8 protein-coding genes are annotated in these 16,159 nt (G+C 38.4%); all 8 read left to right on the forward strand.

Annotated features, from left to right (window positions below):
• The first annotated feature begins 388 nt into the window (after positions 1–388).
• The 8 genes from ACHRWY_RS15290 (at position 389) to ACHRWY_RS15325 (ending at position 15,826) form a co-directional block, all read left to right on the forward strand.
• Positions 389–1,786, forward strand: coding sequence for a hypothetical protein (locus tag ACHRWY_RS15290; protein ID WP_395355797.1), 1,398 nt, complete (start codon positions 389–391; stop codon positions 1,784–1,786).
• A gap of 44 nt (positions 1,787–1,830) precedes the next feature.
• Positions 1,831–4,863, forward strand: a complete 3,033-nt coding sequence (locus ACHRWY_RS15295; protein WP_395355798.1) for a SusC/RagA family TonB-linked outer membrane protein — start codon at positions 1,831–1,833, stop codon at positions 4,861–4,863.
• 11 nt (positions 4,864–4,874) lie between these two features.
• Positions 4,875–6,476 carry a RagB/SusD family nutrient uptake outer membrane protein gene (locus ACHRWY_RS15300; protein ID WP_395355799.1) on the forward strand — a complete coding sequence of 534 codons (1,602 nt, stop codon included), beginning with the start codon at positions 4,875–4,877 and terminating at the stop codon, positions 6,474–6,476.
• A 1-nt stretch (position 6,477) separates the two neighbouring features.
• Positions 6,478–8,115: a glycoside hydrolase gene (locus ACHRWY_RS15305; protein WP_395355801.1), complete on the forward strand. Its 1,638-nt coding sequence runs from the start codon at positions 6,478–6,480 to the stop codon at positions 8,113–8,115.
• A gap of 122 nt (positions 8,116–8,237) precedes the next feature.
• On the forward strand, positions 8,238–9,824 hold the full coding sequence (locus ACHRWY_RS15310) for a glycoside hydrolase (RefSeq protein ID WP_395355803.1): 1,587 nt from the start codon (positions 8,238–8,240) through the stop codon (positions 9,822–9,824).
• 92 nt (positions 9,825–9,916) lie between these two features.
• Entirely contained in the window at positions 9,917–12,337 is a 2,421-nt protein-coding gene (locus ACHRWY_RS15315; protein WP_395355805.1) for a sugar-binding domain-containing protein, read from the forward strand.
• Positions 12,338–12,521: 184 nt separating this feature from the next.
• Positions 12,522–13,892 (forward strand): glycoside hydrolase family 27 protein, encoded by a 1,371-nt coding sequence (locus tag ACHRWY_RS15320; protein ID WP_395355807.1) that lies wholly within the window; start codon positions 12,522–12,524, stop codon positions 13,890–13,892.
• Complete coding sequence (locus tag ACHRWY_RS15325; RefSeq protein ID WP_395355809.1) at positions 13,892–15,826, forward strand: family 43 glycosylhydrolase; 1,935 nt, start codon at positions 13,892–13,894, stop codon at positions 15,824–15,826. Before ACHRWY_RS15320 ends, ACHRWY_RS15325 begins: the two co-directional genes overlap by 1 nt.
• Positions 15,827–16,159 lie beyond the last annotated feature (333 nt).

Below are 16,159 nucleotides of genomic sequence, written 5' to 3' on the forward strand. Positions count from 1 at the left end.
GAACATAAGAGTTGGTTTTATGTACTGCTTATCAAACCCGCAGCAATAAAAACTGCGGGTTTAAATACAATACAAGAGAATGTTTCAACAATCAAATAGGGCAATTTTGAAATGATTCAATTAGATAATTATTTCAGCTGCTCAATTAGCAAATTGACACATTATTTCATTACCAGAGTATAGCCGGCAAGAAGTAGATAAAAAAAGAAAAAAATAACTAACTATTAACCAAACCCAATAATATGAAAACGATCAGATAATCCATTTTTGTTTTTCTGTTTTTCCCCTCAAAAGCAGCAATAACAAAACCTCAAAAGTTAACCTACGGCATTTATTTCAACTATCATTTTTAGAATAACCTAACTAACCTAACCTTAAAATCAAAAAAATGAAAAAAAATATATTTTTATTTTTTCTAACTCTTTTTGTTGTCCTTTTTACGGGATGTCAAAATAACGAATCTGGTTTTCCAGGTTCTGATAACCCTACGGTTGTTGTATCCACAAAGGAAATTTACGGAGCACCAAACAGAAAATTTGAAATCAAAGCCGCCCTGGCTGATGATCTGGGATTAAAGAGTGTACGAATTCAAATTCCAGAATTGTCTCTCGATAAAGTCATCGCATTTACTACAGACCCTTTACTAAAAACGTATGATTTAAGCTATTTCTTCGAAGTTCCGGCTAGCAGAGGAACCTCTGAAACTTTCAAAATAAAACTAACGATTACAGACGTTTCGGGCAATGCAATTGACGAAGATATTAATTTACGTCTGGACGGAGAATTTGCTGCGCCGGCGATCACTATGATTACGCCAAAAGAAGGTGCTGTTATTTTATTGTCAACCAGCAATCAAATGCCTGTGAATTTTGTTGTAAATGACGATTCAGGAATTGATTATATTCAGATTCAGTGTGCCGCACTTGGTATTGACGAAAAAATTCAACTTACTGATGCACCTCAATCGTACACTTTTAATAAAACTTACACATTACCGGTAACGGCTGATAATTATGTATTGACCATTACGGCGAAAGACAAATTTGCGATTCCCAATACAGGAACTTTAAACGTAAATGTTGTCGCTACAAATGAATATCCGGCAATTTATCTGTGCGATCAGCCCAAAGGTGCCAACCTAACAACCGATGCGGTTGGAGTTCCTATGTATTTCCACAATAAAACCGGACAGGATTTCGAATTTAAATATTATGCAGACAAAGACAATAAAGAAGTTTATTTCTTAGGTCAGGAATCCGATTTTGCCCCGCATTGTTTTGGATTAAATGCTTCCGGAGAATTGGTTGACGATGTTGCTTCGACGCCTGTCATTTTGCCTTCTAAAGGATATTACGTGATCAAAGTAAATCCGAATACCTTAAAATATACTGCAACCAAATACACACCATCAAGTAAAGTCTGGGCTGATGTAGCCAACGGATTATGGCATGATGAAGAAGCCAAAAGAAAACCTTTTGTAAGTGTTTGCGGCAGCGGCATTCAGGGTGCTGACTGGGATACCTGGACAGCATGGGTTCAAACCGGTTTACACCTGGCAAATAACCCAAATAATCCTTATCAGTTAGTAGGAGAATATACGTTGACAGGACAAATGGAAGCGACTTTTACAGGTCAATGGTGGAGTCCGTCCTGGAGATTAATCAAAAACGGTATTGCTACAATGTCACCGGGAGAAAACGGAAATGCTAAATATCCGGCAGCTCCGGGAGTGTACAAAGTAGTTCTGGATACCGAATTGGAAAGAGTTTTTATCACTAAAAAATAGTTGTTATAACCTCATTTATAACATTAAATTAAAAAAAGCTTACTATGAAATATAGATTTATATGGTTATGTATGGTCCTGTTGTGTAGTGCCGCAACATTTGGACAGATAACAGTAAAAGGTACTGTTAAGGACAAAGGCAATGTACCAATTCCCGGAGTAAATTTACTTGTAAAAGGAACGACAACAACAGGCGCTACCGATTTTGATGGAAATTTTACGATTTCAGTTCCCAATAAAAATGCCCAGATCGAATTTTCGTTCATTGGCTTTGCCAATAAAACAGTTCCGGTTGGAGATAAGACCGTTTTTGATATTACTATGCAAGAATCCAGTCAGGTATTAGACGAGATAGTGGTAGTAGGTTACGCCGCTGTAAAAAAGAGCGACGTAACAAGTTCGATTTCTTCTATAAAAGGAAAAGAACTGCAAACCATGACCGTTGGTAACGTTGCTGAATCTTTGCAGGGTAAAGTTGCCGGAGTTCAGGTTACAGGACAAGGAGGCCCGGGGGCTCAGCCCAGAGTACTGATTCGGGGTATTTCGACTGTAAACCTAACTACAGACCCGCTTTATGTGATTGATGGAATCCCAATGGGAACCAGTATTAACTTTTTAAGCAATAACGAAATAGAATCTATGGAGGTTTTAAAAGATGCCTCTGCGAGTGCTATTTATGGTTCTCGTGCTTCTAACGGAGTTATTTTGATTACGACTAAAAAAGGTAAAGCAGGAAAAACCAGATTCAATTTTGATATGAGTTCCGGTATCCAAATGATGAATAACCCTTATAATATGGCCAATGCCGAAAGCTACGCTACAATTATGAACAAGGCGTATAACAATTCAGGTTATGCTGATTATTTGCCAAACCCGTCTCAGTACAACGGAAAAACAACAGATTGGTGGAAAGCAGGAATAAAGTCCGGTGCCCCTGTAACCAATGCTTCTCTTGGAGTTAGCGGAGGTTCTGACACACATACGTATTCGATAAGTTTAAACTACTATAACTCAGAATCTATTTATGAAGTTGGCGGATGGGAAAGAATCACCATGAGAATCAATAATGATTTTAAATTCTCAGATAAATTCTCTGCCGGAATTACCTTAAATCCTCGTTATGAGACTTGGGGTACTCCTAACAACTGGGCTGATTTTGATAAAATAGATCCAATTACGCCAATTTATAAACCGGCAGATCAATTGACAGGATTAGAAAATGAATATAGTATTTATGCACGTTCTCCGTCTTATGTGTGGAATCCGGTTGCAGCTGTAAAACGTTATGATGATTTTACAGATCAGTACAACCTAAACACAAATGGATATTTGCAATATCAGCCCATCAAAGGATTGGTAATTCGTACGCAAGCTTCTATTGAAGTGGGGGATAAAACACAAAGTATTTTCAGACCTGATTTTATAATTGATGCAGCGCATGAAAAAGCGGAAATTAATAGTGTCGAAAGAACAAACACTACAAATGTAGATTGGACATGGCAAAATACAGCCACTTATACCAGAACATTTGCAAAGAAGCACAATGTCTCTTTGATGATTGGTAATACCATGGAAGAGTACAATGGTAATGATGTTTGGGGATACGGAGAAGGTGTTCCTAATAATTCAGATGAGATGCGAGAAGTAAACGCTGCTACCAAAAATCGCAATAGTAAAGGTAATAGCTGGTCCAATTCATTGATGTCTTATATTTCTCGTTTTTCTTATAATTACGACAATAAATATTATTTCACCGGGACTTTCAGACGTGATGGTTCTTCAAAATTCATGACCAATAACAAATGGGCAAATTTCCCTTCGGCTTCTGTTTCCTGGAGAATTTTAAACGAAGGATTTATGGAGCCTGCAAAAGAGGTACTAAGCGATTTAAGATTTAGAGCAGGTTGGGGGAAAGTAGGGAATCAAAATTTACCAGCGGCAGTTTACCAGTCAAATATTGGACAAAATTTTTATCCAATAGGAGGTGTTATTGTAGATACAGCGTATCCGGATACTATGGCAAACAAAGACATTAAATGGGAAACTGTTGAAGATATCAGTTTTGGAATTGATTTTGGATTATGGAAAAATAAACTTTCAGGATCTTTAGAATACTATCAAAAGAAAACAAATGATATGTTGTTCAAAAAACAATTTCCAACATACAGTGGTTTTCCCGGTTATTCGACAATCTGGACAAACGTAGGTTCAATGCAATCCAGTGGTATTGATTTGTTGGTTTCATACAAAGACAAAAAAGGAGATTTCACTTATGGAGTAGATGTAACTTTTACTACCGTAAATGTAGAAATGCTGTCATTGTCCTCTGAAGGAGAAAGACTTTACGGAGCAGGAAACAGAACACTAACCGTAAAAGGGGAAGAGCCCGGATATTTTTACGGATATGTAGCGGACGGATTATTTCAAAATCAAACACAATTGAATGCGCATACAGACGAGCACGGAACAAAATTACAGCCGTATGCTCAGGTTGGCGATATTCGTTTTAAAGATGTAAACGGAGATGGAAAAATAGACGATAAAGACCGTGCAAAAATTGGTTCTCCATGGGCAGATTATAATGTTGGTTTGAACTTGACTTTTGCTTACAGACAATTTGATTTGGTGGCGAATTTCTATTCAAGCATTGGAAATGATATCGTAAACGAAAACATTAAAGATTTATACAACGGAGCAAGCCTAACAAACAAAGTAAGCGGATTAGAGCAAATGGCATGGCATGGCGAAGGAACTTCTAATTATGTGCCGCGTTTGTCTAAAGATGATAATAATGAAAATTTTACAAAATTCTCTTCTTTTTATGTTGAAGATGGATCTTTCGTTCGCATGAAAAACCTTCAGGTTGGATTTTCATTCTACAATAAATTTGGCTTGGATAAATTGAGAATCTCATTGTCCGGACAAAATTTATGGACCTGGACAAAGTATACAGGAGTTGATCCGGAAGTTGCAGGTGGTGATGAGAAAAAAGATGACAGGGTGAAAGGATCAGGTTTTGGAGGATGGAATTATCCGGTTCAGCCAACCATTTTGATGGGACTTAATGTAGCATTTTAATAAAAAACAACATGAAAAAAACGATATTATCAATACTAGCTTTTTCTCTAATTGCAGTTTCATGCAGTGATTTTATTGAAAAAGACCAAAGAGGAACTCAAACTTTAGAGAACTACTTTAAGACGGCACAGGAATGTGAGAATTATGCCAATGAATTAACACAAAGATTATTACTGGCAAAGGATTGGTATGCTTTGGTTGCACCAAGAGTCACCAACGAAATGTCTACTGATGATGCCTGGATGGGAAACACAGGGCAGGATAACAGTGCGCACAGACCAGCTTCGCAATACTTGATTACACCTGATAATATGGGTGATATGAACAGTATTTATACGGCACATTACTACACGATTCAATCGGCAAATATTGGTTTAGAGAAAATGGCGGTTTCACCAATTTCTGATGCTCAGAAAAATCAATATATGGGGGAATCCCTATTTGTTCGTGCCTATTGTTATTATGAATTGGTAAACCTTTTTGGAGCGATTCCGTTGTATACAAAATCACTTGGGACAGCGGATCTAAAACTCCAACGCAGTCCTGCTGTAGAAGTTTATGCTCAAATTGAAGCAGATCTTAAAGAATCTGCTGCAAAATTAGAAAATACTCCTGTAGCAAAAAACGGAAGAATCAACAAATGGGCGGCTTATGCTTTATTGGCACGTGTATCCTTGTTTCAGGAAAAATGGGCCGAAGCTAAATTGTATTCTAATAAGGTAATTACAGAAGGACCTTTTGCTTTAGAAACAGATTTCCTGAACATCTGGAATGTGAACAATCATAACGGTGTTGAATCTATTTTGGAAGCCCAGTCTTCATCTGTACAAGACAAAGATTTGGGAGCTGCTTTACCAACTTTGGCAGGAGCCAGAGGAGAAGACAAGAAAAATTTTCCAAGTAATGATACCAAGGATGTACTTGACGGCTGGGGATGGTGTATGCCAACCAGCGATCTGGAAAATGCCTACCTTTCTGAAAATGATGTAATTCGTCGCAGAAGTACCATTACAAAATGGGGAGAAGCCGCTTACGGAGATGAGGTTTTAAATCCAACTCATAAATTCAGTTTAAACGATAATAAATCAGGACGTATTTGCCGTAAATATTATATTCCGGTAGCAACACGTCGTGCATTAGACAAAAAAGACGGACACTTACCATTAAATATTCCGTTGATTCGTCTGGCTGAAATGTATTTAACCAGAGCAGAAGCCAACTATCATACTGGCGGAGATGCTTTAGGAGATATCAACATCATCAGGGCACGTGTAAAATTAGACCCTAAAACAGGCTTATCAGGGCCTACGCTTTTAAGACAAATCTACAAGGAACGTCGTTTAGAACTGGCTTTCGAAGGATTGCGTTTGTTTGATATTCGTCGTGAAAAAGATCCTAATACAGGAAGACCGGTTATCGAATCGTTAATGGGACCAAACGGAACTTTTGTGCAATACAACCTGAACTCTGCAGATCCGTACGAAACGACCAATTTGAGAGAACCTCAGGATAAAGGAATCAATTTTAATCCTGCTAAACACTTATTGTGGCCAATACCTCAAATCGAAATTGATTTAAGTGGCGGATTAATCACTCAAAATCCTAATTACTAAAATGAGATTGATAAATAACAACAAAGTAAGTCTGCTGTGTGCAGGCTTACTTTTGGCGAACTCATTTTTAGTAAGCTGCGATTCTGAAAACAATGGAAATTCAGATGCCGGGAATACCACAGCTGAATTGAGTATTAATCTGGATGCCAATCTTCAAACGATGGAAAGCTTTGGAGCTTCTGATGCCTGGCAATGTAATTTTATAGGCAGAAATTGGCCCTCGGATAAAAAAAATAAAATAGCCGATTTACTTTTCAGTAAAGAAGTCGATACAGACGGAAATCCAAAAGGAATCGGATTATCATTATGGCGTTTCAACCTTGGCGCAGGAAGTACAGAACAAGGAGATGCCAGTGATATCACTGATGAATGGCGACGTACCGAATGTTTTACTAACGATGGAGTTACCTATAACATGAACAAACAAGCGGGTCAGGTCTGGTTTATGAAAGCAGCCAGAGAACGTGGTTTAGAAAAATTACTGGCGTTTGCAAACAGTGCTCCGGTGTATTTGACCCAAAACGGAAAAGCACATGCATCAATCAAAGAATTTTATAATCTAAAAGACGGAAAATGGTCAGAACTGGCTGACTTCTGGGCAACCTCTTTAGATAAACTAAAAACAGAACAAGGTCTGACAATCGATTATGTTTCTCCGTTTAACGAACCACAATACGAGTGGGACGGTTCAGGACAAGAAGGTTCTCCCGCAACCAATGCTAATATTTACAGTTTTGTAAATATCCTTTCTCCAAAACTACTATCAAAAGCACCTAATGCTAAAATTATAATAGGAGAAGGCGGATCTTACGAACCTTTGTACAAAACCATTTCAGGTAAAGAAAGCAGATCCAATCAGGTTGATTATTTCTTTGGAGTGAATTCAGCTAAAAATATTGCAGGATTAAGTAATGTAAAGAAAACCATTTCAGCTCACAGCTACTGGCAGGCATGGCCATTGACAGAGTTGGTATATTCCAGACAATCTGCGGCCGCACGAACGCAATCAGTAGCGGGACTAAGCCTCTGGTCATCGGAATATTGTGTTTTAGAAAGTCCGGGAACAGCCGAATTACCGGGTGGGGCAGGTGCAGGAAGAGATTTAGGGATTCAGCTGGCACTTTGGACAGCCCGTATTATCAGTACTGATATTGCCGTTGGAGGTGTTTCGTCCTGGCAGTGGTGGACTGCCATTAGCCGTGGAGATTACAAAGACGGATTGATTCATGTAGACGATGGTTCAGGCAACGGAGCAGGAAATGCTGATTATTGCAAAAACGATGGTTATATTAGGGATTCCAAAACGCTTTGGGCTTTAGGAAACTTCTCTTTTTTCGTAAAACCGGGTATGGTAAGAGTTCAGATTCCGGGTGTAGATAATGCCACTTCCGTGAATGATGTCATGGTAACGGCATACAAAGATGCTACAGCAAAAAAGTTAGTAGTCGTTGCAGTTAACATCAGTAAAGCTGCGAAAGCCTACAAACTGAATCTTTCAGGAGGCGCTTTAACAGACAATAAATTAACGCCATACACAACTTCTGAAACTTTAAGTCTGAAAAAAGGAACCGTTGTTGAAGCTTCCGGTTTTGAAATTCCGGCAAAGTCTATTGTGACTTATGTGGGAACATATAAATAAGAGTAAAAAAATTAACCGCAAGGCACACAAAGAAAGACCGCAAAAGTTCGCAAAGCTGATAGTAAACTTTGCGAGCCTTGCAAAAACTTAGCGCCCTTGTGGTTGAAAAATAAAAAGAATAAATGAAAAAAGTATACATCTCGTTTTTATTGGTCATGAGTTCGCTGTCATTTGCACAGCGAACCGTAACCATTAGCACAGATCATGTAGTACAAACGATGGACGGTTTTGGGGGCTCTGATGCCTGGAGATGCCAGTTTGTGGGTAAAAATTGGCCGGAACAAAAAAAGAATGCGATTGCTGATTTGCTGTTTAGTAAAGAAATCGATGCGCAGGGAAACCCGAAAGGAATCGGGCTTTCGATCTGGAGGTTTAATCTGGGTGCAGGAAGTATGGAACAAGGCGAAAAAAGTAAAGTTTCGGACGAATGGAGAAGAAGCGAATCCTTTTTGAACCAAGACGGAACTTATGATTTTTCCAAACAGGAAGGGCAAAGATGGTTCCTGCAGGCAGCGAAAAAACGCGGTGTCGAAAAATTCCTGATCTTCACCAATAGTCCGCCGGTTTACATGACCAAAAACGGATTATCCTTTGCATCTGAAAAGAATAAACTGAATCTAAGAGAGGGTGCAATTCCAAAATTTGCCGATTTTCTAGTTCAAAGTATTCAGGGGTTACAGAAACAAGAAGGAATAAAATTCGATTATGTAAGCCCGATAAATGAACCACAATGGGAATGGATGCCAAAACACGGTGACACCAACAGTCAGGAAGGAACTCCGGCAACCAATCAGGAAATTTATGATTTGACCAAATCACTTTCGGAAAAGCTCAAGGCAAATAAAATGAGCACGGAAATTGTAATTGCCGAAGCCGCTCAAATTGATTATTTATACGAAAACGTAAATAATGAAAATCGGGATAAACAAATTGATTACTTCTTTGGAAAAACAAAAACAAACGTTTCAAAATTCCCAAATGTAAAAAACGTAATTTTAGGACACAGTTATTTTACCACCTGGCCAATTGAACGACAAGTTTTAAGCCGAAAATTAATCGCAGCCAGCATCAGACAAAACCCGGGATTGAAATACTGGCAATCGGAATATTGTATTTTAGAAAATCCGGGAGAAGCAGAGATTCCGGGTGGTTCAGGCGGAGGAAGGGATTTAGGTATCCAGACTGCTTTATTCGTGGCACGTTTGATTCACAATGATATTGCCGTTGCCAATGCCGCTTCATGGCAATGGTGGACCTCAATTACGCGGGTAGATTACAAAGATGGTCTTATTTACCTCGATGACGGAAAAAGCACCGGAGGAACAGCACCAGATTATGTGAAGAATGATGGTGAATTTCACGATTCAAAATTGCTTTGGGCTTTAGGAAACTATTCTTTGTTTGTACGACCGGGAATGCTGAGAGTCGATGTTCTCAACCAAAATGATCTGGAAGCAGCAAACGATGTGATGTTAACCGCTTACAAAGATGCCGAAAACAAAAAATTAATTATAGTTGCCGTAAATTGCGGAAAATCAGCCCAAAAATATAAATTTGATTTATCGAAAGGAACCATAAAAAACAATGATTTCATACCTTACATAACTTCAGATTCTTCAAATTTAAAAAGAGAAAATAGTCAGAAAATCGACAATCTCGAAATCCCTGCAAAATCAATAGTGACGTTTGTGGGAGAATTACAGTTTTAAAAGTTTCAGGTTTTCAGTCGCAGCCCAAACCTGAAACCCGAAACAACAAACTCAGAGACTTAGAATCTTAGCAACTTACAACCTAAAAAAAAATGTTTACAAAAAAGATCGTACTACCCGTATTACTCTTCTCGTGTTTATCTGCATTCAGTCAGATATCATTTGGAGATTCAAAAAGAATCAATGACAACTGGAAATTCAATCTTCAGGATACTCCGGAAGCTCAAAAAACAACTTACGACGATAGCAAATGGCAATCTGTAAATGTCCCACACGACTGGAGCGTAAAAGGACAATTGAGCCCAACATTAGCAAGTTGTACCGGATTCCTGCCGGGCGGAATTGGCTGGTATCGTAAATCAGTTATCATTCCGCAAAATAAAACAGGCGAAAAAGTCTATTTGTATTTTGAAGGCGTGTACAACAGAAGCGAAGTTTTTATCAACGGGCATTCCTTAGGGAAACGCCCAAATGGTTATATTTCTTTTGCTTATGATGCCACGCCCTATGTAAAATATGGTGGCGAAAATACCATTTCGGTTCGTGTAGACCACAGTCAGAGTGCCGATTCAAGATGGTACACCGGATCGGGAATTTACAGAGATGTCTGGTTGGTATATGCCAATCCGGTTCATATCGCCCAATGGGGTGTTTATGCCAATCCGGAAGTAAAAAAAGGAACAGGAACGCTAAATGTTGAGGTTGAGGTTGAAAATGGCTCTTCAGTAAAATCAAACCTTACCGTTGTAAATGAACTGATCTCAAAAGACGGAAAATCTGTTGGAAAATCCTCGATTAAGGTTGAAGTTGCAGCCAACAAAAGCGGCAAAATCACCACTAAAATAAACGTGAAAAATCCTCAATTATGGGATTTGGACAATCCGAATTTGTATCAGCTTAAAACAACTGTTTTCAAAGACAGTGCACCAGTTGATGAAACAGTAACCAAAACGGGTTTCAGAAATTTCACATTTGATCCTAATAATGGTTTCGCCCTGAATGGAAAATGGATGAAAGTAAAAGGCGTTTGTCTGCATCATGATGCGGGAGTTTTGGGTTCTGCAGTACCAAGAGAAGTTTGGGAAACCAGATTAAAAACATTAAAAGAAATAGGTGTAAATGCTATTCGTACCAGTCATAATCCACAGGCTCCTGTTTTTTACGAACTTTGTGATGAGTTAGGATTATTGGTTCTAAACGAAGCGTATGACGAATGGGAATTTCCAAAGCGTAAATGGCTGGAAGGCTGGAATTACGGAACTCCGGGATTCGAAGGTACGTTTGATATTTTTGCAGATTATGCCGAGAAAGATTTAGAAGATTTTGTACGACGTGACCGTAATCACCTTTCCGTTTTTGCGTGGAGTATTGGTAACGAAGTAGATTATCCAAATGATCCGTATTCTCACCCGGTGCTGGATAAAGGAAAAGATGGTTTCGGACAAGCTGCTTATGGTGGTTATAAGAAAGATGCACCAGATGCCATGCGTCTTGGAGCCATTGCAAAACGTTTGGTGGCAGCCGTAAAAAAGTACGACAAATCACGTCCAACAACCGCTGGTTTGGCAGGAGTTGCCATGTCTAACGAAACCGAATATCCAGGGGCTTTAGACATTACAGGATACAACTATACCGAAAGCAAATACCAGTCAGATCACGAGAAATACCCAAACAGAGTTATTTTTGGCAGTGAAAATGTTCATGACATGGAACCCTGGTTAGCGGTAAAAAACAACAAACATATTTTCGGGCAATTCTTATGGACCGGAATTGATTATTTAGGAGAATCAGGAAGATGGCCATCAAGAGGTTTTTATTCCGGATTGGTTGATTTTGCGGGAGTAATCAAACCAAGAGGCTATTTCCGTCAGTCATTGTGGTCAGATAAACCCATGACTTATATGGGAACTTATCCGTTGAAAAATGAAAAAGACGTTTCTAAAGATGCATGGGCAATCTGGAATTACACTCAGGCTGAAAAAATTCGCGTAGTAGTGTATACCAATGCGACAAAAGCGCGTTTAGAATTAAACGGAAAAGTAGTAGGCGAAACAAAAGCATACGACGAAAAAACCGGAATTATCTATTGGGATATCCCGTTTACTGCAGGAAAACTGGAAGCTATTGGTTTAAGCAAAGACGACAAAGAAGTAAGCAGATATAGTATTACAACTACAGGACAACCTGTCGAACTGACAATTGCAGACAAAGATATTACCATTACAAAAGACAAAGGTGTTGCCAAAATCATGGTTCAGGTTAAAGATCAAAATGGTTTACCGGTTATGCTTTCAGACAATGAAGTAACCTGTACCATTAGCGGTCCCGGAATTTTATTAGGATTAGAAGCCGGAAACAACAGCGACATGACGGATTATACAGACAATGTTCAAAGAGTTTATCACGGTCACATTGCGGCGTACATTCAGGCAGCAGGTGAAGCAAAACCCATAAAGGTTACGTTTACAAGTCAGTGGTTAAAACCGGTAGAAGTAACGATTACTGTAAAATAATATAAGATATAAAAAATCGTCAGCAGGGACCTGACAGGTTTTAAAAACCTGTCAGGTCCAATAAAGGTGATGTTATAAATAATTGACCTGTTGGCCTTTTTGTGAAGCGGACAGGTTAATTGTATATAGCATTCAAAAGTTTATTATATTTAAAATGTAGTATTCACATTTATTCAGGATTGAAATGAAAATAAAAAATAAAATTGCTTTGGCAATAGTCGCTGTTTTGGCAGCGGTTTCTTCGAATGCTCAAAGCACAACCTTCAAAAAAGAAGCATTCAAACAATGGGCACAAACCCCGCCAATGGGCTGGAACAGCTGGGATTGTTATGGTTCTACAGTTGAAGAACACGAAGTAAAGGCCAATGCCGATTATATGGTTAAAAACCTGAAAAAATTGGGTTGGGAATATATTGTGGTCGATATCAGATGGTTTGTCGAAAATGACAAAGCAGGAGGCTACAACCAGAAAGATCCACGTTATGTAATCGATCAATATGGACGATATTTGCCGGCCCTAAACCGTTTTCCATCGGCGAAAGACGGACAAGGGTTTAAACCTCTGGCAGATTATATCCATAAAAAAGGATTGAAATTCGGAATCCATATCATGCGCGGAATTCCTAAAAAAGCGGTGGAAGACAAATTGCCCATTAAAGGAACAAACGGAATCACAGCCGATCAAATTTACACCACAGCATTGCAATGCGAATGGTTAAAAGACAATTATACGATTGTTGCTGATAAACCCGGAGCTCAGGAATACTACAATTCTATATTTGAACTGTATGCACAATGGGGCGTGGATTTTATCAAAATTGATGATTTATCAAGACCGTATCATGAGGGCGAAATCAACTTAATCAGAAACGCAATCGACAAATGCGGACGTAAAATTGTATTGAGTACTTCGCCGGGAGAAACGCCTATAGACGCAGCGCCGCACGTAAGCACTCATGCCAATATGTGGCGTATGGTAGATGACGTCTGGGATACGTGGCCGCACATCACCCATTTGATGAATGTCGCTCAAAAATGGTATCCGTATATTGCACCGGGAACCTGGCCGGACTGTGATATGATTCCGTTAGGACGTATTTCGTTAAGAGGAGAACGTGGAGAAGACAGAATGTCCCGCCTGACAAAAGACGAGCAATATACCCTGATTACGTTCTTTAATATTTTTAAATCACCGTTGTTTTTTGGTGGAGATTTACCAAGTAACGATGCTTTCACCTTATCATTATTAACAAATAAAGAAGTGGTAAAAATGCATAATGAAAGTACCGATGTAAAACAGCTTTTCCAGAAAGAAGGTAAAATTGCCGTAACCTCAAAAAATTCAAAAGACGGAAGTGTTTATTTGGCGTTATTTAATATTTCAGATCATGAAACAGAAAAAATTTCAGTAAATGGATCTGATCTTGGACTTACGGGAAATATTGATGTATTAAACATGTGGACAGCTGAAAAATCTAAAATTACATCTCCGGAAATTTCAGCAGAATTAAAACCGCATAGTTCCGTTTTGTATCAGTTAAAAAGTAAAAAATAATGAGAAAAAAATATTTTAGCCTGGTATTCTTTTTGGTTTTTTTTAATTTTTCAAAGGCCCAGAATACTCCAAAAGGAACTCCGCCTGTTATTGCTGATAAAGACTTAACAGCTTATTTGTTTGTATACTTTACAGGAAATAAAGTAGAACAGGAAGCTGTGCATTACGCCATAAGTGCCGATGGGTATCACTATTATCATCTTAATAACAATAAACCTGTATTGGATAGCAAAACGATCAGTTCAACAGGAGGAGTTCGTGATCCGCATATTTTGCGTGGCGATGATGGCAAAACATTTTATATGGTTTTGACCGATATGACTTCCTCAAAAGGCTGGGACAGTAATCGCGCTATGGTTTTACTGAAAAGTACTGATCTGGTAAAGTGGGAGAGCAGCGTTGTAAACATTCAGACCACTTTTCCGGGCAATGAAAACTTAAAACGTGTTTGGGCACCGCAGACCATTTACGATGCAAAAGCAGGAAAATATCTGATTTACTTTAGCTTGCAGCATACAGGAGGCCCTGATAAAATTTATTACGCTTATGCGAATAAAGATTTCACGGCTCTGGAAAGTGCTCCAAAACTATTGTTTGTACCAAAATCAGAGCGGGCCTGTATCGACGGGGATATTATTGAGAAAGATGGCGTGTATCATCTTTTCTACAAAACCGAAACAGAAAAGGCAGGTATAAAAGTGGCTACTACCACAGATTTAACTTCAGGAAAATGGACTGAAAACGATCATTACCTGCAACAAACCCAGGATGGGGTGGAAGGCTCAGGGGTTTTCAAATTAAACAATTCGGATGACTATATTTTAATGTACGATGTGTACACCAAAGGAAGATATCAGTTTACGAAAACCAAAGATCTGGAAAATTTCACAGTAATTGATAACGATATTTCCATGGATTTTAATCCGCGTCACGGAACTGTTTTACCCATAACCAGATCCGAATTAAAACGGCTTATTGCCAAATGGGGAATGCCGGAGAAATTCCCGAAAATAAATAACAATCCGGTTTTGGAAGGGTATTATGCTGATCCTGAAATTTTATATTCTAATAAAACAAAGAAATATTATATTTATCCAACAAGTGACGGATTCGACGGCTGGTCAGGAAACTATTTTAAAACGTTTTCATCAGATAATTTGACTGACTGGAAAGACGAAGGAATTATTGTAGATCTTAGAAAAGAGGTAAGCTGGGCGAATCGAAATGCATGGGCACCTTGTATTGTCGAGAAAAAGATCAAAGGAAAATACCAGTATTTTTATTATTTCACGGCAGCACAAAAAATAGGCGTTGCGGTTTCTGATAATCCTGCAGGACCTTTTAAAGATAGCGGAAAAGCTCTGGTAGACAAGAAACCCGAAGGCATAAAAGGAGGTCAGGAAATCGATCCGGATGTTTTTACAGATCCTAAAACAGGAAAAAGCTATTTGTACTGGGGCAATATGTATATGGCAGTAGCCGAATTGAATCCCGATATGGTTTCGATTAAAAAAGGCACAGTAAAAGTCCTTAAAGTTGATGATACCTTTCGTGAAGGAACGTATGTAATGTACAGAAATGGACAATATTATTTTTTATGGAGTGAAGATGATACCAGAAGCCCAAATTACAAAGTAAGGTACGGAATTTCTAAATCGCCTTTGGGGCCAATCGAAATTCCTAAAAACAATATTGTCATCCAGGGAATCCCGGATCAGGGAATTTATGCGACAGGACATAATTCAGTATTGCAAATTCCCAATAAGGACGAGTGGTATATTGTTTATCACCGATTTTCGTATCCAACCGGAATAAAAATGGGCGATGCCGCGGGTTTTCATCGTGAAGTTTGCATAGACAAATTAGAGTTTAATAAGGATGGTACTATTAAACAGGTTATGCCAACCCATGTTGGCATCAATGCCGTTAAATAATTTATTAAATTAGCTTTCATCAGTAAGGACTGTTTCTTTTAAAAAGGGGCAGTCCTTATTTTTTTTTATCCATCTAAAAAACAGCTTTCCTCAGGGAAAAAGTCATAAGTAAAATCGTTAGGCATAAATGTTAAAAATAAGTAAAAATTGACGTTTTAGATTTAATTACAACTTTTAGTTATATTCTATAAGGGGGTTTGCAGAAAGAAAAAAGCAGATTATGCGTAATATTGTGGGCATAGAAATATTGTTTTTTAGCAATTATCTGAGATAGTCTCTCTCTGTTTTATTTGATTCTGATCACAATAAATTCAAGTTTTTTTTAAATAACCC

This window comes from Flavobacterium sp. FlaQc-48, from assembly GCF_044007335.1.
Classification (GTDB): domain Bacteria; phylum Bacteroidota; class Bacteroidia; order Flavobacteriales; family Flavobacteriaceae; genus Flavobacterium.

Coding starts and splice junctions, on each gene's coding strand:
- ACHRWY_RS15305 (WP_395355801.1), top strand. CDS start 6,478: ATGAGATTGATAAATAACAACAAAGTAAGTCTGCTGTGTGCAGGCTTA.
- ACHRWY_RS15290 (WP_395355797.1), top strand. CDS start 389: ATGAAAAAAAATATATTTTTATTTTTTCTAACTCTTTTTGTTGTCCTT.
- ACHRWY_RS15310 (WP_395355803.1), top strand. CDS start 8,238: ATGAAAAAAGTATACATCTCGTTTTTATTGGTCATGAGTTCGCTGTCA.
- ACHRWY_RS15315 (WP_395355805.1), top strand. CDS start 9,917: ATGTTTACAAAAAAGATCGTACTACCCGTATTACTCTTCTCGTGTTTA.
- ACHRWY_RS15300 (WP_395355799.1), top strand. CDS start 4,875: ATGAAAAAAACGATATTATCAATACTAGCTTTTTCTCTAATTGCAGTT.
- ACHRWY_RS15295 (WP_395355798.1), top strand. CDS start 1,831: ATGAAATATAGATTTATATGGTTATGTATGGTCCTGTTGTGTAGTGCC.
- ACHRWY_RS15325 (WP_395355809.1), top strand. CDS start 13,892: ATGAGAAAAAAATATTTTAGCCTGGTATTCTTTTTGGTTTTTTTTAAT.
- ACHRWY_RS15320 (WP_395355807.1), top strand. CDS start 12,522: ATGAAAATAAAAAATAAAATTGCTTTGGCAATAGTCGCTGTTTTGGCA.